A 25,305-nucleotide genomic window follows, 5' to 3' on the forward strand; every position below is an offset into this window, starting at 1 on the left:
CGGGCGGCCAGACGGCCGCCCGGTGCATTTCAAGTCTTACTTGACGTTGGCGCCGACAGTGGCGTCCCAGTTCTTGCTGATGGCTTCCTTGGCCTTGCCCTGCTCGTCGAGCGTCGGGAAAGCCGCCGAGGCATAGGACTCAGCCGGCGGCAGCTTGGCCAGCACGTCCGCCGGGATCTTGCCGTTCTTGGCGAGATCGTTGAAACGGATCGGGTGGCAATAGCCCTTCAGCCAGCCGATCTGGCCTTCGTCGGAATAGAGGTATTCCATCCACAGCTTCGCGGCATTCGGATGCGGCGCGAAGGCGCTGATCGCCTGCACATAGACGCCGGCGACGACGCCGGTCTTCGGCACGATCACGTCGACGGGCGGGTTGCCCTTCAGCGTGTCGCGGCCGGCGAGCGCGTTGTAGTCCCAGTTGATCAGGATCGGCGTCTGGCCCTGGGCCAGCGTCGCCGGCTTGCCGACGACCGGAACGAAGTTGCCGGCGGCGTTGAGCTTCTTGAAGAACTCGAGGCCGGCTTTCCCGGCAGCTTCGCCAGCGGCGGCACCCGACGACAGGCCGGAGGCATAGACCGCCTGGATGGCCTGGTTCGACGCGCGCGGGTCACCGGCGAGCGCGACCGAATTGGCGAATTCCGGCTTCTGCAGGTCGGCCCAGTCGGTCGGCGATTCCTTGACCAGGTCCTTGTTCACCATGAACGACAGCACGCCGTAATAATCGCCATACCAGGCACCATCGGCATCCTTGGCGCTGTCCGGGATCGAGTCCCAGGTCGACACCTTGTAAGGCATCAGCAGGCCGTCGGCCTTGGCGGTCGGGCCGAAGGACAGGCCGACGTCGATGACGTCGGGCGCCTGCGGGCCCTTGTTGTCCTTGTTGGCCTTGATCGCCTCGACCTCGTCGCCCGAGCCGGCGTCGGGATTGAGCTCGTTGATGGTGATCCCCGGATACTTAGCCTTGAAACCGTCGATCACTGCCCCGTAGCCACACCAGTCATGCGGAAGCGCGATGGTGGTGAGCTGGCCTTCAGCCTTCGCGGCCTTGACGAGATCGTCCAGCGAATCCGCGGACGAAATCACCGTCGACGCAAAGAGCGCCGCGGCCGAGAGGGAAAGCACTTTCCCCGTGAACTTGAACATGTGTTCTCTCCGTTGAACTGGCGCGTTTAAGCGCCTGCGATGCGGGTATCGTTTTCGTGTGACAGCCGGATGAAGGCTTTTTGAAACCCGATCCCCGCGGCAAAAAAAGTTAACTCTTTTTAACGGACTGTAGCAATTAGCCCGCGCTTAATTTTCCGGCTAATGGTTATTCACCTTGCCCTTTGCCCTCTCCCTTCCCCTTTGGAACGCCTCTTCAGTCAACTCTTCGGCATTGAAAGCCGGCTCTCAGACGGAGCCGGCGATCGCATTTTCGAGCAGCGTCAGCGCCGCCTTCTTGGTGAGCTTGACCGGGTTGCCGCCGGCGGTCGGGTCGACTACCGCCATGTCGGCGATCAGCGTCTTGCGCTTCTTGTCCATGTCGAGGCCCTTGATCAGGCCGGGCAACGCATGCGGCACCTTGAGCTCCTTGCGCAGCTTGACGATCGCCTTGGCGAAGCCGTCGAAGCCGCCCTTGATGCCGCAATAGGCGGCGAGCCTGGCGATACGCTCGTCGATCGCCTCGCGGTTGAAGGCCAGCACATAAGGCATGAACACGGCATTGGTCATGCCATGATGGGTGTCGTAGAGCGCGCCGATCGGGTGCGACAGCGAATGGATTGCGCCCAGCCCCTTCTGGAAGGCGGCGGCGCCCATGGCGGCGGCGCTCATCATATGGGCGCGGGCGACCAGATCCTTGCCGTTGGCAAAGGCCTTGGGCAGGTTCTCGAACACCAGACGGATGCCTTCCACCGCGATGCCGTCGGCCATCGGGTGGTAGCCCGGCGCGCAATAGGCCTCCAGGCAATGCGCAAGCGCGTCCATGCCGGTGCCGGCAGTGATGAAGGCCGGCATGCCGACCGACAGCTCCGGATCGGCAATGACGATCGCCGGCAGAAGCTTCGGATGGAAGATGACCTTCTTGGTGTGGGTCTCCTCATTGGTGATGACGCCGGCGCGGCCGACCTCGGAGCCGGTTCCCGCCGTGGTCGGCACCGCGATGATCGGCGCGATCGCGTCCGAATTGGCCCTGGTCCACCAGTCGCCGACATCCTCGAAATCCCATACTGGGCGCGTTTGCCCGGCCTGGAAGGCGATCAGCTTGCCGAGGTCGAGCGCCGAGCCGCCGCCGAAGGCGATGACGCCGTCATGCTTGCCCTTCTTGAACACGGCGATGCCGGCGGTGAGGTTGGACTCGACCGGGTTCGGCTTCACCTCCGAAAAAACGCCGTAAGGGACCTTGGCGTCGTCAAGGATCTTCAGCGTCGATGCGACGACCGGGAGTTTTGCCAGGCCCGGGTCGGTGACGAAGAGCGGGCGCTTGATGCCCGCGGCAGCCAGCACGTCCGGCAGTTCCTTGATACGTCCGGCGCCGAAACGGACGGTGGTGGGGTAGTTCCATTTGGAGATCAGCTTGGACATGTCTTGTCTTTCAAAAAGTCAGATTGCTTCGCGCAGGTGATAGGATTTCGGCCGGGTCAGATTGTCATAGCCGATGGCCGAGAGCGCGGCGCCCTTGCCGGTGTCCTTGACGCCGGTCCAGACCAGCGCCGGGTCGAGATAGTCGCAGCGGTTCATGAACACCGTGCCGGTCTCGACGCGGTCGCCGATGGCCACCGCGCGCTCCGTGTCGCGCGTCCAGATCGACGCCGTCAGTCCGTAGGGGCTGTCGTTCATCAGCGCGATCGCCTCCTCGTCATTGCGCACCTTCATGATGCCGACGATCGGCCCAAAACTTTCCTCGCGCATGACGCTCATCTGGTGGTCCACCCCGGTCAGCACTTCCGGCGCCAGATAGGGCGAGCCTGGCCTGTCGTTCTCGACCTTCGTGCCGATGTGCGCCTTGGCGCCCTTGCGCAGCGCCTCGGCCTTTTGCTCGCGGATCAGATCGGCGAAACGCGCCTGCGCCATCGGTCCCATGGTCGTCGCCTGCTCCAGCGGATTGCCGACGACATAATTCCTGGTCTCTGCGACAAAACCCTCGACGAACTCGTCATAGACCTTTTCGTGCACATAGACGCGCTCGATGCCGCAGCAGCACTGGCCGGAATTGAAGAAAGCGCCGTCGACCAGATTGGCGACCGCATGATCCATCTTGGCGTCGGGCAACACATAGGCGGGGTCCTTGCCGCCGAGCTCGAGGCCGAGCGTCATGAAGGTGCCGGCCGCGGCCTTCTCGATGGCGCGGCCGCCGCCGACCGAGCCGGTGAAATTGGCATGGTCGATCTTGCCGGAGCCGAGCAGCTTCTCGGTCTGGGCGTGGTTCATGACCAGGTTCTGGAACAGCCCCTTTGGCAGGCCGGCCTTGTCGAAAGCCTGCTGGAAGCGCTCGCCGACCAGCAACGTCTGCGCGGCATGCTTTAGGATAACGGCACTGCCCGCCATCAACGCCGGCACGATCGTATTGACCGCGGTGAGATACGGATAGTTCCAAGGCGCGATCACCAGCACGACCCCGAGCGGCACCTTCTTCACATAGCGGCGGAAGCCGTCCTTCGGGTTGGAGGCCAGCACCGGCTTCAGCGCGGCTTCGGCGATCTCGACCATATAGTTGGTGCGTTCCTTGACGCCGCCGAACTCGCCGCCATAACGCACCGGCCGACCCATCTGCCAGGCGATCTCGGGCACGATCTCGTCAGTCATCGCAACCAGGGCTTCCAGCATTGCCAACACGTATTTGCCGCGCTCGACGACCGGCGTCTCGCCCCATTTTTCTTGCGCCGCCCTGGCGCGTTCGACCGCCGCGTTGATCGCCTGATCACTCGCGACCGGCCGCTCGGCATAGATCGAGCCGTCGATGGGGGATTTGAGTTTGACCGTTTCGGTCATTTCTTCCTCGCAGTTTTACAACAATCGAAAATCACTTGGCTTGGCGCCGCCCCTCATGCGCCTGCCGGCACCTTCTCCCCGTATAGTGACGGAGAGAAGGGAGAAGCTCCTGCGCGGGCGACCCCCTCTCCCCGTTCTTCACGGGGGAAGGGTAAGGGTGAGGGCGGCGCCGACGCTAACCCAGCCTCCTAGTACCTCTCAAAGCCCCTGTGCAGCTCCCAATCCGTGATGCGGCGGTCATATTCGAACTGCTCCCAGCGGGCGGTGTGCACATAGTGCTCGATCACGTCGTCGCCGAAGGCCTGCTTCAGCATCTTCGACTTCGAAAGTGTCTCGGTGGCGTCGCGCAGCGTCTTCGGGATCTCGGGCAGACGCGAGGCCTGATAGGCGTCGCCGACGAACGGCTTCTGCAGCTCCAGCTTCTCGTCGATGCCGGCAAGGCCGGACGCGATCAGGGCGGCGAAGGCGAGATACGGATTGAGATCGGCGCCGCCGATGCGGCATTCCATGCGGATGCCCTTGGTGCCTTCGCCGCACAGCCGGAAGCCGGCGGTGCGGTTGTCTTCGCTCCACATGATCTTGGTCGGCGCGAAGGTGCCGGCCTGGAAGCGCTTATAGGAGTTGATGTAGGGCGCCAGGAACCAGGTGAATTCCTTGGCGTATTTGAGCTGCCCGGCCGCCCATTGTTGGCCGAGGCTCGACAGCGTCCAGTCGGCCGTCTTGTCGAAGAACAGCGGCGTCTTGCCGTCCGCGCTCCACAGCGAATTGTGGATATGGCTGGAATTGCCGGCCAGCCCGTAATTGTACTTTGCCATGAAGGAGATCGCCTTGCCCTCGGAATCGGCGATCTCCTTGGCGCCGTTCTTCAGGATGACGTGGCGGTCGGCCATCTCGAGCGCTTCGGCATAGCGCACGTTGATCTCTTCCTGGCCGGGACCCCACTCGCCCTTGGAATTCTCGATCGGAATGCCGGCGGCTTCCATCTCGTTGCGAAGCCGGCGCATGACGCCCTCTTCCTTGCTGGTGATGCCGATCTGGTAGTCGCCGATATAGGGCGAGGCGCTGTCGAGCCCCTGCCAGTGCTTCTTGCGCGCGGAATCGTAGGTTTCGCTGAACAAATAGAATTCGAGCTCGGAGGCGAAATAGCCGATATAGCCGCGCTCCTGCAGGCGCTTGACCTGCTTCTTCAGGATCGCGCGGGGTGAGTGTGCCAAATCCTCATGGTCGTGATGGTCGAGCACGTCGCAGATGACCAGCGCCGTCTTCTCCAGCCAGGGAATGCGCCGCAGCGTCGACAGGTCCGGCTTCATGACGAAGTCGCCATAGCCCTTTGACCAGCTCGCCGCTTTGTAGCCCGGCACCGGCTCCATATCGATGTCGCAGGCCAAGAGATAGTTGCAGCCATGCGTCTCGCCATGCGCGGAATCGACGAAATACTGAGCCAGGAAGCGTTTGCCCGAGAGCCGGCCCTGCATATCGACGATGCAGGCCAGCACCGTGTCGATCTCGCCGTTAGAGACCGCTTTCTTCAACTGATCGAACGAAAAATTCCCGGCCATTCCTTTGGCACTCCAGCGCTTGTCGATTGAAAGGGAGAACAAACCATGGCCGGCGTTGCGCCGGCCATGGTCATGAAGCGAAGTATCAGTGGCCGGTCTCGCCGACCGCCTGTTCGGCCGCCTTGATCGCTGCCTGGCGCGCCGCGATGATGTCGCCAAGCGGCGGGCCTTGGAAGCGGTTGCGCTCGAAGGCGAACCAGACGATCGCCGTCAGGATGAAGAAACTGACGGTTATGTAGAGCGCCCAGTCGTTCGGCGGCTGGATGCCGATGACGAAGATCAGCATCATCGACACGATCGAGAGAACGCCGAACAGCATGAACACGGCGCGCCCCATGTTCCACGGGCCCATCTTGTCCCACTTCGGCGTTCCCCAGGCCATCATGCCGAGCACGATAGGCACAATGAAGGACAGAAACAGGAAGATGACCGTGCAGGACACAACGATCGTATAGGCCGAGGTGCCGGCGACCGAAACCAGGGTCGAACCCCACACGAACAGCACCGACAGGATCGAGGCCGTCCAGATCGCCGCCACCGGCGTGCGGTAGGTCGGGCTGACCTTGGCAAGCGCTGCCGAGCCCGGCAGGCCGCCGTCACGCGAGAAGGCGAAGATCATGCGCGAGGCCGAGGTGACGGTGGCAAGACCGCACAGCAGTTGCGCGATGAACACCACGAGGTAGACGAACTCCTTGAGGCCGGGGCTGACGCGCTGGTCGAAAGCCCAGAAGAACACGTTCCAGCCCTGCTTGGCGGCGTCGTCCATGTTCGGGATCATCAGCACGAAGGCAGCCAGGAACAGGTAGCCGAACAGCGCCGACCAGACGACCGACATCACCATCGCGCGCGGCACCGAAGAGGCCGCCTTGATGGTCTCTTCCGACGTATGCGCCGAGGCGTCATAGCCGGTGATCGTGTAGATCGGCAGCAGGAGGCCGAGCGCGAACACCCAGGCGTTCGAAACCGATGGCCACACACCGCCGCCGGCGTCGCCGGAGTAGTTATGGAAGGTGAAGAGGCGGCTGAAATCCCAGGTCTCGGCCGAAAGCAGGCAGACCACTGCGATCAGGATCGAGCCGAAGAAGATGAGATAGCCCGAGAAATCGGTCAGTTTCGCTGTCAGCTTGATGCCGAGATGGTTGATCAGCGCCTGGGCGCCGGTGATGACGACCAGGAAGATCATCTGGTTGGTCAGCGTGCCCTCGATGCCGAGAGCCGGTCCGAAGGCGCCGACGAAGAAGGTCCAGGTGCCGACATTAATGGCTCCCAGCACGGTGATCAGGCCAAGCAGGTTGAGCCATGCCGTCACCCAGCCGGTGCCGCGATTGCCGAGGATCGAGCCCCAGTGATAGAGGCCGCCGGCCGTCGGATAGGCCGAGCTGATCTGCGACATGGCAACCGCGAAGGTGAGCGACACGAAACAGCCGACCAGCCAGCCGATGCCGATGCCGATGCCGCCGGCGCCCGACGTTGCCTGGGCCAGCGAATTGATGCCGCCGGACAGGATGCAGATAATCGAGAAGGAAACCGCGAAATTCGAGAAGCGGCTGAGCCGCCGCTCCAGTTCCTGGGCATAGCCCATGCTGTGGAGGGCTTTCACGTCCTCCGCCTTGTCGACGTCTGTATAACCCGGTGTCGTCATTTGGAATTCCCCTATGGTTCTTGGCTGGCCGGTCCTGCGCCTTGATGCCCGATCGACCTGAGCCGACCGGGCGATATTGTGTTTGCCGTTAGCCCGCTGTCTGGCCGACTGCTTTTTCCGCGGCCGCGATCTCCGCCGCGCGACGAGCAATGTCTGCACCGATCGGCGGCCCCTTGAAGCGCCGCGATTCGATACCGAACCACAGAACCACCAGCAGAATGATCAAACCGATGGCATAGTTGATCAGGATGTCGAAGGGCGGCTGGATGCCGGCATACATCAGCACCAGAACGCCGAGCACGGTGACGATGGCGAAAGGCTTTGACCATACGCCGAGACGGAACGGGCCGAACTCCGTCCAGGTCTTGCCTTCCGCAAGCAAGCCAGCCGCCACCGGCATCGCATAGGAGACGTAGAGGAAGAGAGCGCAGCCTGCTGCCAACGCCGCGAAGGCCGGCGAATAGAGCGTGGCCGCGATCGACAGCACGACGCCGAGCCAGATGGCCGGAACGGGCGTGCGCCAGGTCGGCGAAACCTGCTTCCACAAAGACGACCCCGGCAGACCTCCGTCACGCGAGAAGGCGAAGATCATACGCGAGGTCGACGTGAGTCCGGCCAGCGCGCACAGATAATTCGACACCACGATGCAGATGCCGAGCAGATCCTTCAGCCAGGTCGGCGCGGGCAGGTTGTTGAAGAGGTTGAACCAGGCATTGCCGCCGTCCTTGGCTGTCGCCACGAGATCGGGACTCGCGACAACGAAGGAGACCGCCATGACGAAACCGAAGACGAGAGACCACAGAACCGCGTGGATCATGCCCCTGGGCACTGCGACGCGGGCATTGTGCGTCTCCTCGGCAGTGTGCGCGGAGGCGTCAAAGCCGGTGATCGTGTAAAGCGGGTAAAGCAGGCCGATCAGGAAGGCCACGAACGCCGTGCGGGCTGTCGGAACATAGCCGCCGCCGGGATCGCCGGTCGTGTTGACGAAGGTCGTGAACCGCGACAGCTCGAAGCCATGCGCGCCCCAGATCAGGAAGGTCAGCGTCAGCACGACCGCAACAACGAGGATGAGGTAACCTGAAAAGTCGGTCAACATCGTCGTCGTCTTGATGCCGAGGTGGTTGAACAGGCCTTGGGTGACGGTGATGATGACAACCGCCGTCGTCTGTTGCCAGAAACCCCAGGTCGATGTGTCGAGGCCAAGGATCGGTCCCGCGACGAGCCCGGAAAACAACAGGTAGACGCCGACATTGACCGAAGCGACGACGAAGATCAGGCCGAGCAGATTGATCCAGGCCGTCGCCCAGCCCCAGCCGCGCCCGCCCAAGATCGACGACCAATGGTAAAGCCCGCCGGCGGTCGGATAGGCCGAACCGATCTGGCCGAGCGAAGCCGCGACCACAAGAGCGAACAGACCGCCTATAACCCAGCCGATGGTCGCTTCGAAACCGCTGCCGGTGCCCATGGCCAGCGGGAACGACGTGATGCCGCCCGCCAGGATGCAAATGATCGAGAAGGAAATGGCGAAGTTGGAGAAGCCGCTCATGCGGCGAGCCAATTCCTGGGCATAGCCCATGCTGTGAAGGATTTTTACATCCTCCGATTTCTCTGCGTGGTCTGTTGTCATGTTGGAGTTCCCCTATCGTTCTTGGCTGGCCGTTCCTACTGACTTTCCCATTGCGCGTTGTCGGGAGCCCCTGGCCTCGTCAGGCTCCAGATTCGAGAATATGCCGGTGAGCAGGTCCGCCCATTTCCGCTGCCCGGTCTCGCCGGAGATTTCGTCGTTGCGGATTTCGATCATCGCGCAGGCAAGGCCGCGCGAACGCGCGTGCCGTTCCAGCGTGAAATAGACGCGGTCGGCCGGCGAATAGGGTTCGTTGACGCCGACGGTGACGCCGGAGAGCCGCTGCAGCGCCGATATCAGCGGCGCCGCCAACCGGCGATCCTCGTCATGGATGATGCCTATATGCCATGGCCGGCTCTTGCCCTTGTAGACCGGCGTGAAGGAGTGCACCGACACCAGCCGCGTCTCCTGGCCGCGCGCCAGCCGCTCGTCGATGATCTGGGCGATTGTGTCGTGGAACGGGCGCCAGGCAAGGTCGACGCGCGCGGCGCGCTGCTTGTCGGAAAGATCTGTGTTGCCCGGGATGGCCGTCGTCTCGCTAATCGGCGGCACGAGGTCCGGCGCGTCGAGCGGCCGGTTGCAATCGATGACGAGCCGCGACACGCGGGTCTCGATCAAGGTGGCATCGAGCGTCTCGGCCATGCGGCGGGCGACGGGAAGCGCGCCGGGGTCCCAGGCGATGTGGCGCGAAAGGTCCTCGGCCGGCAGGCCGAGCGTCCCGAACTCGGCGGGGAGGACGTTGGAGGCATGGTCGCAGGTGAAGACAAAGGGGCTTGAGCCGCCGGGGTTCGTCACCCTCACGGTTTCAGACGGTGCAAGGCTGGCGGGCCGTGCTCTCTCCATACTGCCGTCCCCTGGGGAGCGCTGTATCGTATGTTACGTATTTTGTCTCATTGCGTCCCTGTGAATGATTTCATACAGTTTGACCGGCTTTGTCAAACGCGAATTCGGGAAAACGGCGGCGGGCGGCCAACGGGCGGGGGAAAACCATGATTTCCAGCATTGCCGAACTGATCTCGGACCGCATCGGGACGATGCCGGCCGGCGAGCGCCGCGCCGCCCAGACGCTGATTGCCAACTATCCCTTGACCGGGCTGAAGACGGTCGCCGAATTCTCGGCCGCAGCCGGTGTGTCCTCGCCGACGATCCTGCGCTTCGTCGCCAGGCTCGGCTTCCAGAACTACCCTGAATTCCAGTCGGCGCTGCAGGATGAGCTGGCGGCGCAATTGCAGTCGCCCGCTTCGCGCACGCTCGATCCAAGCTCGGCCGGCGGCGCCGTCTCGCCGATGCTTGAGGCAACGCTCGACAACATGCGCGAGACCTTCCGGCACCTCACCGACAGACAGCTGGCAGACATTGCCACGAGACTTGCCGAGCGGCGCGGCAAGACCTTCCTCATCGGCGGCCGTTTCACCGATCCGCTGGCGCGCTACATGGCCGCTCACCTGGCCATCATCCAGCCGGATGTCTATCACCTCGCCGGCCAGGAGAGCATCTGGCGCGACCGGCTGATCGACATGGGCAAGCGCGACGTCCTGGTGATCTTCGACATCCGCCGCTATCAGGAAAGTCTCGTGCGCTTTGCCGAGAAGGCTCACCACCGCGGCGTGCAGATCATTCTCTTTACCGACCAGTGGCTTTCGCCGATCGCCCGCTTCGCCCGCCACGTGATCGCCGGGCGCACCGCCGTGCCCTCGGCGTGGGATTCGTCCGCCGCACTCTTCGTCGTCGCAGAAACGCTGATCGCCGCCGTGACGAGGCAATTGGAAGCCGCCGGCGCCAAGCGCATGCGAGACCTGGAGAGCTTGCGATAGAGCCGAATGATTTCAGGTCGGACAGACCTGAAATCTGAATCCGACTCCAAGCCGCCTATATCAACGCGGAGCCGGCCGAGCAGCTACTTTACGATCCTGCCCTCGATCGACCAGCGCGCCGCCAGGAAATTCAGGACGGCGGCCACGATGACGCCGACGATCTTGGCCGGCCAGACGCCGACAACCCCCGCCAGTACAGCGATCGACAGGCTCGAAACACCGAGCGAAATCAGCGCCCCGAGCGAGACGAAACGCAGGAAGGACCGATGCAGCCGGATGTCCGGGTCCCGCTCGAACGACCAGAAGCGGTTCGCTACGAAGGAGAAGAGCACCGCGACGAACCAGGCACCGACATTGGCGGCCAGAGCCGGCACCACGAGCTTGAGCAACAGGAAGAATGCGGTGAGATCGATGCCGGTGTTGACCAGCCCGACCAAGGCGAAGCGGACGATCTTGTTGCCGGTCGAACGCCGCGGCTGACCGGCGCTCATGCTTTGCCGTCCATGACGCGCACTCCGGCCCGTTCGAGGCTGGCGCCGAAATCCTCAGAACTGAGAATCGTGAACTCGACCTCACGCGCGCCCTGCATCGGGTCTCGCGCCCGTAAAATGTCATCGACTTGACCCGGATGACACATGAACACCCCTTGTTCGGGCAAGGTGTCGACCGCCGCGCGCAGCGTCGGAGCGAATTTTTGCGGCTGCCGCCAGTCATAGATGCCGCAGAGCGGCGTCATCACATTAAAGCCGGCCCGCTGCATCGACCTGTTGAAACCCGCGGCCAGCGTGGCGATCGCCGCGATCTTTGCCGCCGCGTCCAGGCCGCCAAGGCTGGGCGCGCCGCGCAGCGCCGGCTTGTGTGCGCTCTCCCCAAACCGGGCGAGCAACCAATTCCGTACCACGGGAAGAAAATGCACGTGCTGGTGCCCGTCGATGTGATCGGGCGGGCCGGCCAGCGCTTCGGTGAAGCGGTCGTACTGGGCGTCGAGCTCGGCATGAACGTCCCGCTCGTCGATGCGCCCGCGCCGCACGGGCAGCGCAAGAGAGGCGAGCCCAGGCAATTTGCCGTCTGGCGCCAGGCTGGACGAGCCGGTTGCGGCGGTCTGATCGGTGAGGGTCAGGTGCAGCCCGATGGCGGCCTGTTGACGCAACGGCCTGATGCGCGCCGCCGCCTCTTCCCATTCGGCAAACCCGGTCATGCAACTGGTCCCGGTCAGGCGGCCGCGCTCGATGAGGTCGAGGATCGCGCTCGATACCCCCGGCGCAAGCCCGTAATCATCGGCGATCAGGCGGATCGGCCGGGTCATTTGCCGGGAGCGACCTGCTCGGCGGCATTGCCATGCAGCACGTCGCGCACGATATAGACGGGCCGGTCCTTGCTTTCGCTGAGCGTGACCCAGACATACTCGCCGATCAGGCCGAGCAGCGCCAGGTTGAGGCCTCCAAAAAGCACGACGGCGACCATGATGCTGGGGTAGCCAGGCACGGCGATGCCGTAGAACAGCACTTCGAACAGCACCTTCACGCCATAGGCCAGGCCTGCGAATGCCGCGAGCAATCCGATGAGGCTGATGACGCGCAGCGGGATCACGGAAAACGAGGTGAACCCTTCAAGCGAGAACGCGATCAGGTTGAACCTTGTCCATTTCGACGTGCCGCCGCCGCGGTTTTCCGGCGAGTAAAGCACAGCCTTCTGGCGGAAGCCGGCCCAGGCGAACAGACCCTTGTTGAAGCGGCGCTTGTCGCGCACGCTGGTCAAGGCACGCGCCACCGCGCCACGCATGACACGGAAATCTCCGGCATTCTCGGGAATATCGAAGCGCTGGCTGCTGTTGATCAGCCTGTAGAAGAGCCGCGCCAGCTGGCTGCGCCGCCAGCTCCCCTCGCGCCGGTCGTTCTGCGCGTAGACGACATCGATCTGCGGATGCTCGACCAGCTCGCCGATCATCCTCAGGCTGATATCCATGGAATGCTGGAGGTCCGAGTCCATGATCAGGACCATGTCGCCACGGGAATGATCGAGCCCGGCTAGCACCGCCGCTTCCTTGCCGAAATTACGGCTGAGCCGCACGATCTCCCAGGAGCCGGAGAGCGCGGCCGCGAACGTCTCGGCGCTGCCGTCGCGGCTGCCGTCGTCGACGAGTATCTTGCGGACCGTCATGCCGAAGCGCTCCGCCACGGCCACTTCCAGCTTGTCGAGCAGCCCGACAAACGCGATGGCGGATTCGGCCTCGTTGAAGAACGGCGCGATGATGTCGAGCATCTCAGCCATGCGCGACGGCTCCGGCGGCAGGCGCCTTCTGTCTGTCTTGCGTCCAGAACCAGCCGACGAGCACGCAGCCAATTATGGTGATGCTGATCGGCCGGAGCCACGGGTGGAAAAGATCGTGCAGTTGCAGGTTGGCACTGGTCAGTCCGGTGACGAAGAGGAACGCCGCCAAGAACCAGCACATGGCCCCGGCTCCCTTCTCCCGCCAAAGCAAGGCGATGGAGAGACCGGCAGGCACCGCCACCATGGCGTAAGTGTTCTGCTCGACCCGCGGATTGAAGACGCACATGTAGAATGCCGCGGCGAGGAAGATGGCGAGTCCGCTGATGTTGGCCTCCAGCCTGCGATCGAGCTGGAGCACCAGCCAAAGCGTGAGCAAACCCGCGACGACGCGCACGATCGTCGCGTCAAACTCGGAAATCGGGATGCCAAATCGCATGAAAGGCGCCGTGAAGTCGGCCGGAACGAAGGGGCCGGTCGGGTCCACCGTCATCGAAGTCAGAAGCCGGAAGAAATCATGATATTGCGCGTTGACGTAGTCGCTCGACGCAAAGCCATAGGGCATCGCGAGCGCGACCAGCACCGCCAGCACCAGCACCGGTATCAGCCGGGGACGCAGCGCCCCCGTCAGAAGCAGCATGATGATCGCGGTCGGCTTGGCGATGATCGCAAGCATGGCCCAGAAGAAGCTTTCGGCCCGGCGCCCCTCGAGTGTCGACAGTGTAAGGAACCAGCACGCCCCCGTGAGCAGGATCGTCGCCTGGCCATTGCGAAGCGCTGCCAGCGCCACCGGCAAGGCAAGAAAAAGACCCAAGGACAGCAGCCATGTCTGCTCCTGGCCGCCAAGCTTGCGCACCTGACGCATTGCGGCAAAGGTCAGCACCGAAAAGCCCAGCATGTGCCACAAAATATTGCCCAGATAGGGCCCGAGCTTCAGCAGGGGAACATAGAGGACGGCGAAGGCGGGAGCGTATAGATACCCCATGGCAACTTCGACCTGATACAGCGGTTGGCGATCCAGAAAACCTTCACTGCCATGCCTGTAGATATGGACCACCGAACGCGCATCGGGCGACCATAGCGCCAGACCAAGCACAAGCAGAAACGACCCGCCCCAAAGGCAAAGCCCCAAACGGTCAAAAACCGGCTTGGTTACCATCATAGCGCACCCCGCATTCCGACCAGGACGGCTTTCCCATCGCCGCCTGGTTTTTTACCGCCGGCGAGATATCACATCGAATGGGATAAAACATCCGAACGTGGCTGTACCGGCGCGAGGCAATGACGGCGCAACAGAGGCTTTTTTCCGCCGCTGTCGGGTCGATCACAGCTTTGTGTTCAAGGCTTTGGTCTGGTCTGAACAGCTGCGATCGGCGCTCGGATTGCCTCACGGCCTGATGAACACCTTTCCATTTGGCTTGGCGAGCTCGGCCGGCAGCCTCGCCATCGCTTCGTCGAGCGGCACGACCGCGGTGACATCGGTCGACCAGCGTCCATCGGAAAAGCGCTTCTGCGCTTCCAGCACCGCCGGGCCCAGCCTGTCGCGGAACTGGCGCATCCATTCGGCCAGCCAGAACCCTTCGACGCGTTTGTGCTGGAAGATCAGTTGGCCGGGCTCGCGTATCACCGTCGGCTCGGCGTCGAGCCTTCCATAGACGATCCAGCGCGCGCGTTTCGGCATGGCATTGAAGATGGTCGAAGCCAGCGGGCCGGTGACCGCGTCGAGGAAGATGCGCGGCTGCTCGGCCTTCATCGCCTCGCGCAACGCCGTCTCGAAATCCGCCGCTTTCTCGTTGAGCACATGGGCGGCGCCGGCCTCCGTCAGCTGGAGAATCTGCTCGTCGCGACGCACGGTGATGATCGGGCGGAAACCTTCCTCCTTCGCCAGCCCGATGATCAGCTTGCTGAGCTGGCTGGCGCCCGCGGTCATGATGAAGGATTTTTCGCCCTCCTCTCTGACGATGTCGAACATGGCCAAGGCCGTCAGCGGATTGACGATCATCGCGGCGCCGTCCTCGTCGCGCACGGTGTCGAGAAGCGGAATGCAGGACGCGGCCTCGGCAACCGCATAATCCGCCCATGCGCCCCAGTTCGACACGCCGGTGGCGAAGGCGACGCGTTTCCCTCCAAGGCTCCTTGCATGGGGATCGTCGCCCGTGGCGACGACGATGCCGACGCCTTCGAAGCCCGCCGGCCGGCCCTTGACCCGCGGCTGGCCGTACTGGCCCTTGATGAAGGCGATGTCGGACGGGTTGATCGAGGCGAGGCTGACCTTGATCAGCGCCTGCGAGGGACCGGGCGCCGGCACCTCGATGCTGCCGGGCTGGAGGTAAGGCTCCATCGCCTCCAGCGCGGCCGCCGAGGGCGTCCTGGTGTAACCGTCGCCGACAAGCAGCAGACCCCGCATTTGCGAAGGAAGCGTCATGGCCGTCAGACCTTTTCCTGCGTGTATTTCTTCAGTTCCGTGCGCGCCACCTGCCGCCGGTGCACCGCGTCCGGCCCGTCGGCCAGCCGCAATGTCCTCAAATGCGTCCACGAGCGGGCGAGCGGCGTGTCCTGGCTGATGCCTTGCGCACCGAACATCTGGACTGCCTCGTCCGTGACCTTCAGCGCGACGCGCGGCGCCACCACCTTGATCTGGCTGATCCAGGGCGCGGCCGCGCGAGCGTCCCCCTGATCGATCATCCAGGCAGCCTTGAGGCATAAGAGCCGCGCCATCTCGATCTCCATCCGGCATTCGGCGATGATGTCGAAATTGGCGCCGAGCTTTGCCAGCGGCTGGCCGAAGGCCTCGCGCCGCACCGAGCGTTGGCAGAGCATCTCCAGCGCCATCTCGGCCTGGCCGATCGCGCGCATGCAGTGATGGATGCGGCCAGGCCCCAGCCGCCCCTGCGCGATCTCGAACCCTCTGCCCTCGCCGAGGATCAGGTTCGTCGCCGGCACCCGTACATTGTCGAATGTCAGATGCATGTGGCCATGCGGCGCGTCGTCGTCGCCATAGACCTGCATGGGCCGCAGCTTGGCGATGCCCTTGCTGTCGGAGGGCACCAGGATCATCGAATGCCGGCGATGTTGCGGCTCCTCGTCCGATCCCGTCCTGACCATGACGATATAGATGGCGCAGCGCGGATCTCCCGCTCCGGAAGCCCACCATTTTTCGCCGTTCAGCACATAGTCCTCGCCTTGCCGCTCGCAGCGCATCGAAATGTTGGTGGCGTCCGAGGAAGCGACGTCCGGCTCGGTCATCAGATAGGCCGAGCGTATTTTCCCCTCGAGCAGCGGCTCCAGCCAGTCGCGCTTGTGCGCTTCCGAGCCGTATCGCTCCAGCACCTCCATGTTGCCGGTGTCAGGCGCCGAGCAGTTGAAGGTCTCGGCGCCGAGATGCGCCTTGCCCATCTCCTCCGCCAGATAGGCGTATTCGACGGTGGAAAGGCCGTAGCCGCGCTTGGAATCGGTGAGCCAAAAGTTCCACAGGCCGCGCTCGCGCGCCGTCTTCTTCAAGCCGTCCAGGATTTCCGTCTGCCTAGCGGTATAGGCCCAGCGGTCGCCATTCCTGCCGACTTCGGCGAGGAACTCTTCGCCGAGCGGCGCGATCTCGTCGCGCACCATCGCCGCCACGCGCTGATGGAGCGGCTTCAGCCGCTCGGTCATGCCGAGATTCATGTCCGCCATCGCTTCCGGCCTTTCCGAAGATAAACCTTTACCCGTGGCAAGGATGACCGTACTTCGGCTAGCCTTGTCAACGCGAGTCCTTGGGCGAGTCCCGGCCGGCCGGATGCGGAGAAACACGATGAGCTATCTGGACAAGCTGTTCTCGGTCGCCGGCAAGACTGCGCTGGTGACGGGTGCGGCGACCGGCATCGGCCGCATGGTGGCGACCGGGCTGGTGCGCGCCGGCGCTCAGGTGATGATCGCCTCGCGCAAGGGCGAGGATTGCGCAAAAGTCGCCAACGAATTGAACGCGCTCGGCGGCTCCGGCCATGCCGAGGGCTTTGCCGGCGACGTGTCCAGCGAAGCTGGCATCGCCGCTTTAGTCGCCGAGGTCAAGGCGCGCACGGAACGCCTGCACATCCTTGTCAACAATGCCGGCATTTCCTGGGGCGCGCCGCTGCAGGATTTCCCCTACCACGCCTGGGCCAAGGTGTTCGGCGTCAACGTCACCGCCGTCTTCCACCTGACGCGAGAGCTCTTGCCGCTTCTCGATGCCGCCGCGAGCGACGAGGATCCTGCCCGCGTCATCAATCTTGGCTCGGTGATGGGCACCCAGCCGTTGGCCGACGACGCCTATTCCTACGCCGCCTCGAAAGCGGCGGTGCATCATTTGACGCGCACGCTGGCGATCGAGTTCGCCGCCCGCCGCATCACCGTCAACGCCTTTGCGCCCGGTCCTTTCCAGAGCCGGATGACGGCCTTTGCCACCGCGACCGAGGAGCAAGCGAAACATGTTGGTAACCATGTTCCGCTCGGCCGCATCGGCGCGGCGGATGACATTGCCGGCGCAACGCTTTATTTGTGCAGCCGTGCCGGAAGCTATGTCACTGGCGCCATCCTGCCTATCGACGGCGGCCAGTCGGTGCAGCATGGCATGACTTTGTTCAAGGAATAAGGTGCCCGGTTCGAGGAATCGCGATCCGGGCGGGTTGCGGAGGACATCAGTGTGGAACCGATCAGTCTCGATACGCTTCTGGCAAGCGTCGGCAAGGAGGTCGGCGTCTCGCCCTGGCGAACGGTGACTCAGCGCATGATCGATCAGTTCGCCGATGCGACCGACGACCACCAGTTCATCCATTGCGATCCTGAGCGCGCCGCGCGCGAGACGCCGTTTGGCGGCACCATCGCGCATGGCTTCCTGTCGCTGTCGCTTTTGTCGGCAATGACCTTCGAGACCATGCCGCCACTGGAAAACAGCAAGATGGGCGTCAACCACGGCTTCGACACGCTGCGTTTCCTGGCGCCGGTGAAGACGGGCTCGCGCATCCGCACCCGCTTCGTGCTGGCTGACGTCAAGGTCAGGCCGTCCGGCTGGGTGCAGACGGCGCATGACGTGACCATCGAGATCGAAGGCTCGAAGAAGCCGGCGCTGACGGCGCGCTGGCTGACCTTGACGCTGATCGAGCGCCAACCCGAGAACGCATGAGCGGCGAGGCCGGCGCCATAGACCAGGCGGCCCTTGCGCCCTACCTCGAGGCGCATATCCCGGGTTTTGCCGGCCTGTCGGCGATTGAAAAATTCAAGTCCGGGCAGTCCAATCCGACCTATTTTTTGACAGCCGCCAGCGGCCGCTATGTGTTGCGCGCCAAGCCGCCGGGACAGTTGCTGAAATCCGCGCATCAGGTCGACCGGGAATTCCGGGTGATGCAGGCGCTTGCCGGCACGGCGGTGCCGGTGCCGCGCATGCTGCATCTTTCCGGCGAGGACTCCCCGATCGGCCGCATGTTCTACGTCATGGAATATCTCGACGGCCGCATCTTCTGGGATCCGTCACTGCCGGACGCATCCGGCAATGGCGAGCGCGCCGCGATCTACGATGCCATGAATGCGACGCTCGCCGCCTTGCACGATATCGATGTGGACGCCGTCGGACTTGGCGATTTCGGCCGGCCCGGCAGCTATTTCGAGCGCCAGCTCGCGCGCTGGACCAGCCAGTACAAGGCCTCCGAAACCGAAACCATAACCGACATGGACAGGCTGATTGCCTGGCTCGAAACGCATATGCCTGCCGATGACGGCCGCGTCTCGCTTGTCCATGGCGATTACCGGCTGGACAACATGATGTTCGCGCCGGGCGCGCCGAAGATCATCGCGCTGCTCGACTGGGAGCTGTCGACGCTCGGGCATCCCTTCGCCGACCTTGCCTATCAATGCATGCAGTGGCGTCTGCCGCATGCCTCGGGCTTTCGCGGCCTCGGTGGCATCGACCGCGCCGCTGCCGGCCTGCCTTCCGAGCAAGCCTATGTCGAGGCCTACTGCAGACGGCGCGGCATCGAGAAGATCGACAACTGGACCTTCTTCCTCGCCTTCTCCTTCTTCCGGCTGGCGGCGATCTGCCAGGGCGTCTACCGCCGCGCGCTGGACGGCAACGCCTCCAACCCGGAAAAGGCAAGGACCTACGGCCAGGCGGTAAAACTGCTCGCCGCGCTCGCGGTGGAACTGATTGACGAGAACAGCTGAACGCGGAGAAGCCGAGCAATGGGCCGTTTCGATGGGATGACGGTGCTGATCACCGGCGCGACCGGCGGTCTCGGCAGCGGCGCGGCAAAGGCCTTCGCCGCGGAAGGGGCACGGCTGGTGCTCTCCGATCTCGACGAGGCTGCGCTCGGAAGTTTCGCCGCAACGCTCGACACCGAGACCGCTCACCTTGCCGGCAACATCGCCGACGAAAAACTCTCGGAGGATCTTGTGGAGCTTGCCGTTCAAAAGTTCGGCCGGCTCGACATCGCCGTCAACAATGCCGGCATCGTCCACTCCTTCGTACGCCTGCCGCAGGTCACCTCGGAGGAAGCGCGCCGCGTGGTGGAGGTCGACCTGCTCGGCGTCTTCTATGCCATGAAACACCAGATTCCTCAGTTGGAACGGCAATTCAGGGAAAGCGGCAAGGGCGGCGTCATCGTCAACATCGCCTCGGTCGCCGGCCTCTCAGGCGCGCCGAAGCTTTCGGTCTATGCCGCCGCCAAGCACGGCGTCGTCGGGCTGACGCGCTCGGCTGCCGTGGAATACGCCAGCAAGGGCATACGCATCAACGCGGTCTGCCCGGCTCACACCCGCACCGCGATGGTCGACGGCTTCGTGCGTTTCACCGGAGCGCCCGAAGCCGAAGCGATGGCCGAGCTCACGCGCGGCGTGCCGATGAAGCGTGTCGGCGAGGTCGACGAGATCACCACCGGCATCCTGTTCCTCGCCGACCCGGCCAATTCCTTCATGACCGGCCACGCTCTGGCGCTCGACGGCGGCATTGGCGCTATCTGAGCAATTTCAGGAAAAGTGCCTTAGCGGTTTTTCGTCCGCAATTGCGTTAAAACGCAGAGCGCACGCAAGGGAACTGGAGGCGCCCTTGTCCGTTTCCGTACGGCGTATATAATTTCGTCAGGCAACCAATCACAAAGGCAAGCATATATTGGCGCTAAGCGTTCAGAAGCGCCGCGAAAAACAGAAGGCGGAGCTTCGCTCCGAACTGGTCGCGGCGGCTCACAAGCTGGTTCAGGAAGAAGGCTATGAGGGCCTGACCATCCGAAAGCTGGCCAAGCGGGTCGGCTATGCGCCGATGTCGGTCTATTCCTATTTCGCCGACAAGCAGGACATTCTGTTCGCCCTCGCCGAGGACGCCTTCGAAACGCTCGCCCGCCGCATCGAGGAGCACCCCGCCGACGATCCGATCGAGGCGCTCAAGGCGGTGATGACCGAATATGCCGCCTTCGGGCTCGGCAATCCCAATGAATACCGCACCGTCTTTATGACCGAGAAGACCAAGCTGCCTGAAGGACGCAGCTACGCGGACATGGAAGAAGGCAATCCGGCCATGAAGGTGCTGATCAAACGCGTCGAGGCGTGCGTGGCCGCCGGCAGGCTCAAGGGCGACCCGCGCGCCATCGCCACCATGCTGTGGACCGTGGGCCACGGCACGATTTCGCTGTTGATTACCTTTCCCTTCTATCCATTCGGCGACGCCCAGGCCTATGTGAAGCGCATGTGCGATTTCACGCTGACGGGGTTGCAGGCGCAGGATATTCCGCCGCTGACCGCAACGCCCGTCAACTGCTAATCTCTTTGATCGTCGGCTTGCACCGCTTCGCTTGATTTGCGGCGCCGAATTCCTGTGTTCAAAAAAATTTGTTGTACATGTACAGATTCCTCCTTGAATTCCGGCTTCATTAACCGTATTTGTACGCTGTATCGTACATGTACGAAAAGATTGACTGGAGCCGGAAAATGAAGAACACCATCCTTGCTCTCGCCACCGTGCTGGCTTTCTCGGGCACCGCTTTCGCTGGCGCAAGCCAGCCGGCCAAGCATGCCCCCGCGGCTTGCGCTCAGACCAACGCCAGCGTGAAGCTCGATTGCACCCCGACCGGTTCGGTGGAAAAGGCCGACGCCAACAAGACGACGAAGAGCCCGCGGCTCGGCATCGATGTCAGCCCCTGGTTCGTGCCCGGCCTCTGAGCACTATTGGCAAGACTTCGAATGAAAACGGGCGGCATTTGGCCGCCCTTTTTCGTTTCTGCCCGCGCCCCTGAGGACCTGCTCGAGACTATTTCTTGCGCGGTTTCGTTCCTGCCGCGGTCCTGGCCTTATTCTGCTTTGCCGGTCCGCCGGGAATGGAAGTGCTGGTGATCGATACCGGGTCGCTGGCCGGAAATGTGTCCTCGAGGCCTTCCTCGAGTTCCTCTTCCTCGACCTCATGGCGCCGCTCCTGCTCCAGCGAGCGGACTGCAGCTGTCTTCTTGGACGACTTCGGCGCGGATTTGGACGACATCGGGCAATCTCCCTCGCAAGCCGCAGAAACGGCATGGACTGGCGATGGTTCCTTGAAACCGACGCCGCGAAGCTCAGTTCGCCGCGTCGCCCGCCGCTTCCGACAGCAGAGTAAAGACATAGTCAGAGAAGGAACGCCAGCATTCCACCCGGAACGCATCGGCCGCGCTGCGCAGCAGCACGATCTCGGATTTGCCGAGGATGGTGCGCGAGGCAGCACCCACCGGGAAAGCCTCGAGCGACAGGTCCTGCGGGCAACCCGAATTGACCGTCGCCGCGGCGGCAGGTCCGACAAGGGAAATCCCGACATTGCGGTGCGAGATGCCGACCGCCGAATGCAGCATTGTCACCTTGGCGCAGTCGGCGAGCGGATCCTTGCCCGCCTCGTCGATGATCATCCATTCGTCGGGCCCGAGCCAAAGCGCCGTGCGCCCGTCCTTGGTCGCCAAAGTCTTGGGCTTTGTCGGCAGTGTGAGGCCGAGCGCCTTGGAAAGCGCGGCAAGCGACGCCTGCGGGGCGCGCAGCGAGATGCGTTCAGCCGGCGGCATCATCTCGACCTTGACGCCCGGCGCCGACAGCGTGCGGCCGGCAAGCGCGGGCCGACGCTCGACGGAGGTGGAAGCAGCAGCGACTTTTGTCTTGGCGGCGGCTTTAGCCATTGAGGCGTTCTCCCTTCTCGTCGACGAACACCATGCCGGTGACTTCCACCTCGATCGTGCCGTTCGGCATCGGCACATAGAGCGTCTGGCCCATGCGGTCGCGGCCGCCGGCGACGAGCGCCAGCGCGATCGAGCGTCCGCAATTCTCCGACCAATAGCTGGAGGTGACGTGGCCGATCATCTTCATCGGGATCGCCTGCTTCGGGTCGGCGACGATCTGCGCGCCCTCTTCCAGCACGACCTTCGGGTCCTTGGTCTTCAGGCCGACCAGCTGCTTGCGGCCCTTGGCTACAAGGTCCGGCCGGGTCAGGCCGCGGATACCGACGAAATCGGTCTTCTTCTTGCCGACCGCCCAGTCGAGCCCTGCATCGTTCGGCGTCACCGTGCCGTCGGTATCCTGGCCGACGATGATGTAGCCCTTTTCGGCGCGCAGCACGTGCATCGTCTCGGTGCCGTAAGCAGTCGCGCCATGCTTCTGGCCTTCGGCCCACAGCGCTTCCCACACAGCCTCGCCGTAATCGGCCGGCACGTTGACCTCGAAGCCGCGCTCGCCGGTGAAGGACATGCGGAACAGCCTCGTCGGCACGCCGCAGATCTTGCCCTCGCGCACCGACATATGCGGCATCGCTTCGTCCGACATGTCGATGCCCTCGATCAGCGGCGCGATGATGTCGCGCGACTTGGGCCCCTGCACGGCAATGACAGCCCATTGCTCGGTGATCGAGGTCAGCCACACATTGAGATGCGGGAACTCGGTCTGGAGGTAATCCTCCATGTGGTTCATGACGCGCGGCGCGCCGCCGGTGGTCGTCGTCACGTGGAAGCGGTCCGGCGCCAGCCTGCCGACGACGCCGTCGTCATAGATGAAGCCGTCCTCGCGCAGCATGATGCCGTAACGGCAGCGGCCGGTTTCCAGCTTCTCCCAGGGATTGGTGTAGAGCAGTTCCATGAACTTCGCCGCGTCCGGCCCGACCACCTCGATCTTGCCGAGCGTGGAGGCGTCGAACAGGCCGGCGGCCTTGCGCACCGTCACGCATTCGCGGTCGACGGCGGCATGCATGTCCTCTCCCGCTTTGGGGAAATACCAGGCGCGCTTCCAGTGGCCGACATCCTCGAACACCGCACCTTGCGACGCGGCCCAGCCATGCGTTGCCGTGCGGCGGGTCGGGTCGAACAAGGCGCCGCGCGCGTGGCCGACGATCGAGCCGAACGTCACCGGCGTGTAAGGTGCCCGGAAGGTGGTGAGGCCGACCTGCGGGATCGGCTTGCCGAGCGTCTCGGCGGCGATCGCCAGGCCGTGCATGTTCGACGTCTTGCCCTGGTCGGTCGCCATACCGTTGGTGGTGAAGCGCTTGACGTGCTCGATCGAGTGCATGCCTTCATGCACCGCCTGGCGGATGTCCTTGGCAGTGACGTCGTTCTGGAAATCGACAAAGGCCTTGACCGTCGTGCCCGGGCCGGCACCGGGCGCGGCGCCCAACATACCGCGCGACCAGTTCTCGCCGGCGTCGACCTTGGGCTTGGCGCCCTTGCCAACCTTGCCGTCGGCCTCCTTCGCCGCCTTGGCGCCCGCCGCGTAAGCCTCGTCAACTGAGGCGGCCAGCCCGTCGGTACCGTTGCAGGCGCCGACCGAGACGCAGTCCTGCGCGTAGGTGCCCGGCACGAAGCGCTTGGTCTCGTCGTTGAAGGCGACCTTGCCGCGCGATTGCGAGAACAGATGCACCGATGGCGTCCAGCCGGCCGACATCAGGATCGCGTCAACCGGGATGGACCGCTCGCCGCCACCATTCTTCGGCTGCACGCTCATTGACGACACACGCAATTTGCCGCCGGCGCTGACCACCGCACGGCCAAAATTGATCTCGATGCCGAGCGCCCTCGCCTCGTCGATCACCGGTCCGGCCGGGTTGTCGCGCAGGTCGACGATCGCCGCGATGTTGATGCCGGCCTTCTTGAGGTCGATCGCGGCGGCGTAGGCGGAATCGTTGGCCGTATAGACGCCGATATTCCTGCCGACCGCGACGCCGTAATGGTTGAGGTAGGTGCGCGCCGCCGAAGCGAGCATCACACCCGGACGGTCGTTGTTGGCAAACACCATGTGGCGCTCGATGGCGCCAGTGGCGATCACGACGCGCTTGGCGCGAACCTGCCACAGGCGTTCTCGCGCAAGCTCCCGGCCCGGGCTCTTGAGATGGTCGCTGACTCGCTCGACCAGTCCGACGAAATTCTGCGCGTAATAGCCGAAGGCGGTCGTGCGCGACAGCACGCGCACATTGTCCATCACCTTGAGCTTCGCGATCGCCGCTTGCGCCCACGCATAGCCGTCCTGGCCGTCGATCCTGGCGCCGCTCTCGAAGCGCAGGCTGCCGCCGAATTCGGCTTGCTCGTCGGCGACGATCACCCGCACGCCCGTTTCGGCCGCGGCGAGCGCGGCCGCGATGCCGGCGGCGCCGCCGCCCAGCACCAGCACCTCGCAATGCGCGTAGCGCGCGGCATAGTGGTCGGGATCCGGCTTGTCCGGCGAAACGCCGAGGCCCGCGGCAGCGCGGATCTTCGGCTCGTAGAGGTCCTTCCAGGCCCATTTCGGCCACATGAAGGTCTTGTAGTAGAAGCCGGCCGAAAACATCGGTGATGCGATGTCGTTGACGGCGCCGACGTCGAAGGCAAGCGACGGCCAGCGGTTCTGCGAGTTGGCCGTCAGCCCGTCATAGAGCTCCTGCACTGTCGCCCGCACATTCGGCGTCTTGCGCGCATCGTCGCGCACGATCTGCACCAGCGCGTTGGGTTCTTCCGCGCCGGCCGACAGGAAGCCGCGCGGACGGTGATATTTGAACGAGCGGCCGACCAGGTGCACGCCGTTGGCGAGCAGCGCCGAGGCCAGCGTGTCGCCCTCGATGCCGATATACGGCTTGTCGTCGAAGCTGAAGGAGGCAGTCTTCGCCTGGCTGAGGCGACCGGCGCCGGAAATGCGGAAGGCGGCGTTCATTTCGGGGCTCCCGGCAGCTTCGCGGGCTTCGGCTCGCCGGCCTTGTAGGTCATGACGAACCTGTCGGTGACCGTATCGCGCACCGCGTTGAAGAAGCGGGCGCAGCCATGGATGTGCCGCCAGCGCTCATAGATGACGCCCTTCGGGTTGGCGCGGATGAAGAAGAATTTCTCGAAATCGTCGTCGCTCTCGGCGGCGATGTTGGTCGGGCGCGCAATATGCGCCTCGCCGGCATTGCGGAACTCGAGTTCCGGGCGCTCTTCCTCGCAATAGGGGCAGCGGATGAGAAGCATTTTCGGTGGATCCTACAACTCG

General features: G+C 63.8%; 24 protein-coding genes. 7 read left to right on the forward strand and 17 right to left on the reverse strand.

Translation table 11 applies throughout. The annotated features are described in order from the left end of the window. Positions 1-36 precede the first annotated feature (36 nt). The 7 genes from LB525_RS03445 to LB525_RS03475 all read right to left on the reverse strand — a co-directional run bounded on the left by LB525_RS03445 (position 37) and on the right by LB525_RS03475 (position 9,637). The gene (locus LB525_RS03445) at positions 37-1,143 is read right to left on the reverse strand and encodes an ABC transporter substrate-binding protein (RefSeq protein ID WP_095766294.1); all 1,107 of its coding nucleotides are present in this window, start codon (positions 1,141-1,143) and stop codon (positions 37-39) included. 246 nt (positions 1,144-1,389) lie between these two features. Beyond that, entirely contained in the window at positions 1,390-2,562 is a 1,173-nt protein-coding gene (locus LB525_RS03450) for an iron-containing alcohol dehydrogenase (RefSeq protein WP_224524080.1), read from the reverse strand. A gap of 18 nt (positions 2,563-2,580) precedes the next feature. After that, positions 2,581-3,969, reverse strand: coding sequence for an aldehyde dehydrogenase family protein (locus tag LB525_RS03455; RefSeq protein WP_224543420.1), 1,389 nt, complete (start codon positions 3,967-3,969; stop codon positions 2,581-2,583). A 188-nt stretch (positions 3,970-4,157) separates the two neighbouring features. Further along, positions 4,158-5,528, reverse strand: a complete 1,371-nt coding sequence (locus LB525_RS03460) for a glutamine synthetase family protein (protein WP_140842215.1) — start codon at positions 5,526-5,528, stop codon at positions 4,158-4,160. Between the two features lie 85 nt (positions 5,529-5,613). Then, on the reverse strand, positions 5,614-7,170 hold the full coding sequence (locus LB525_RS03465) for an amino acid permease (protein WP_224543422.1): 1,557 nt from the start codon (positions 7,168-7,170) through the stop codon (positions 5,614-5,616). Between the two features lie 88 nt (positions 7,171-7,258). Continuing rightward, on the reverse strand, positions 7,259-8,797 hold the full coding sequence (locus tag LB525_RS03470) for an amino acid permease (RefSeq protein ID WP_224543424.1): 1,539 nt from the start codon (positions 8,795-8,797) through the stop codon (positions 7,259-7,261). A 12-nt stretch (positions 8,798-8,809) separates the two neighbouring features. Then, positions 8,810-9,637: an N-formylglutamate amidohydrolase gene (locus tag LB525_RS03475; protein WP_224543425.1), complete on the reverse strand. Its 828-nt coding sequence runs from the start codon at positions 9,635-9,637 to the stop codon at positions 8,810-8,812. Between the two features lie 146 nt (positions 9,638-9,783). Here LB525_RS03475 and LB525_RS03480 point away from each other — a divergent pair, with 146 nt between their 5' ends. Next, on the forward strand, positions 9,784-10,608 hold the full coding sequence (locus LB525_RS03480) for a MurR/RpiR family transcriptional regulator (RefSeq protein ID WP_140842219.1): 825 nt from the start codon (positions 9,784-9,786) through the stop codon (positions 10,606-10,608). Between the two features lie 83 nt (positions 10,609-10,691). Here LB525_RS03480 and LB525_RS03485 read toward each other — a convergent pair whose 3' ends face one another. From LB525_RS03485 to LB525_RS03510, 6 genes are all read right to left on the reverse strand, one after another. Beyond that, a complete protein-coding gene (locus LB525_RS03485) occupies positions 10,692-11,099 on the reverse strand; it encodes a GtrA family protein (RefSeq protein WP_224543427.1) in 408 nt (135 codons plus the stop codon). Then, the gene (locus tag LB525_RS03490) at positions 11,096-11,914 is read right to left on the reverse strand and encodes a ChbG/HpnK family deacetylase (RefSeq protein ID WP_224543429.1); all 819 of its coding nucleotides are present in this window, start codon (positions 11,912-11,914) and stop codon (positions 11,096-11,098) included. The genes LB525_RS03485 and LB525_RS03490 overlap by 4 nt, the downstream gene beginning before the upstream one ends. Continuing rightward, positions 11,911-12,879: a glycosyltransferase family 2 protein gene (locus LB525_RS03495; RefSeq protein ID WP_095766286.1), complete on the reverse strand. Its 969-nt coding sequence runs from the start codon at positions 12,877-12,879 to the stop codon at positions 11,911-11,913. The genes LB525_RS03490 and LB525_RS03495 overlap by 4 nt, the downstream gene beginning before the upstream one ends. Further along, positions 12,872-13,861 (reverse strand): glycosyltransferase 87 family protein, encoded by a 990-nt coding sequence (locus tag LB525_RS03500; RefSeq protein WP_224543430.1) that lies wholly within the window; start codon positions 13,859-13,861, stop codon positions 12,872-12,874. Before LB525_RS03500 ends, LB525_RS03495 begins: the two co-directional genes overlap by 8 nt. A 402-nt stretch (positions 13,862-14,263) precedes the next feature. Then, positions 14,264-15,301, reverse strand: a complete 1,038-nt coding sequence (locus LB525_RS03505) for a zinc-binding dehydrogenase (protein ID WP_224543432.1) — start codon at positions 15,299-15,301, stop codon at positions 14,264-14,266. 5 nt (positions 15,302-15,306) lie between these two features. Beyond that, entirely contained in the window at positions 15,307-16,548 is a 1,242-nt protein-coding gene (locus LB525_RS03510) for an acyl-CoA dehydrogenase family protein (protein WP_224543435.1), read from the reverse strand. A gap of 118 nt (positions 16,549-16,666) precedes the next feature. Between LB525_RS03510 and LB525_RS03515 the strand changes: the two genes are divergently transcribed. From LB525_RS03515 to LB525_RS03540, 6 genes are all read left to right on the forward strand, one after another. Beyond that, positions 16,667-17,482, forward strand: coding sequence for an SDR family oxidoreductase (locus tag LB525_RS03515; protein ID WP_224543437.1), 816 nt, complete (start codon positions 16,667-16,669; stop codon positions 17,480-17,482). Between the two features lie 51 nt (positions 17,483-17,533). Further along, the gene (locus LB525_RS03520; protein WP_095766281.1) at positions 17,534-18,013 is read left to right on the forward strand and encodes a MaoC family dehydratase; all 480 of its coding nucleotides are present in this window, start codon (positions 17,534-17,536) and stop codon (positions 18,011-18,013) included. Beyond that, a complete protein-coding gene (locus tag LB525_RS03525; protein WP_224543440.1) occupies positions 18,010-19,047 on the forward strand; it encodes a phosphotransferase family protein in 1,038 nt (345 codons plus the stop codon). Before LB525_RS03520 ends, LB525_RS03525 begins: the two co-directional genes overlap by 4 nt. 18 nt (positions 19,048-19,065) lie before the next feature. Beyond that, positions 19,066-19,842 carry an SDR family NAD(P)-dependent oxidoreductase gene (locus LB525_RS03530; protein ID WP_224543441.1) on the forward strand — a complete coding sequence of 259 codons (777 nt, stop codon included), beginning with the start codon at positions 19,066-19,068 and terminating at the stop codon, positions 19,840-19,842. 148 nt (positions 19,843-19,990) lie between these two features. Further along, entirely contained in the window at positions 19,991-20,635 is a 645-nt protein-coding gene (locus LB525_RS03535) for a TetR/AcrR family transcriptional regulator (protein ID WP_224543442.1), read from the forward strand. Between the two features lie 167 nt (positions 20,636-20,802). Further along, positions 20,803-21,033: a DUF680 domain-containing protein gene (locus LB525_RS03540; protein WP_224524049.1), complete on the forward strand. Its 231-nt coding sequence runs from the start codon at positions 20,803-20,805 to the stop codon at positions 21,031-21,033. Between the two features lie 88 nt (positions 21,034-21,121). Here LB525_RS03540 and LB525_RS03545 read toward each other — a convergent pair whose 3' ends face one another. The 4 genes from LB525_RS03545 to LB525_RS03560 form a co-directional block, all read right to left on the reverse strand. Then, positions 21,122-21,346, reverse strand: a complete 225-nt coding sequence (locus LB525_RS03545; protein ID WP_224543443.1) for a hypothetical protein — start codon at positions 21,344-21,346, stop codon at positions 21,122-21,124. 73 nt (positions 21,347-21,419) lie between these two features. Further along, complete coding sequence (locus LB525_RS03550; protein WP_224543444.1) at positions 21,420-22,004, reverse strand: sarcosine oxidase subunit gamma; 585 nt, start codon at positions 22,002-22,004, stop codon at positions 21,420-21,422. Beyond that, positions 21,997-24,990 (reverse strand): sarcosine oxidase subunit alpha, encoded by a 2,994-nt coding sequence (locus LB525_RS03555; protein WP_224543445.1) that lies wholly within the window; start codon positions 24,988-24,990, stop codon positions 21,997-21,999. Before LB525_RS03555 ends, LB525_RS03550 begins: the two co-directional genes overlap by 8 nt. Next, a complete protein-coding gene (locus tag LB525_RS03560; protein WP_224543447.1) occupies positions 24,987-25,283 on the reverse strand; it encodes a sarcosine oxidase subunit delta in 297 nt (98 codons plus the stop codon). The genes LB525_RS03555 and LB525_RS03560 overlap by 4 nt, the downstream gene beginning before the upstream one ends. Positions 25,284-25,305 lie beyond the last annotated feature (22 nt).

This window comes from Mesorhizobium sp. CA16, assembly GCF_020165175.1.
GTDB lineage: Bacteria > Pseudomonadota > Alphaproteobacteria > Rhizobiales > Rhizobiaceae > Mesorhizobium.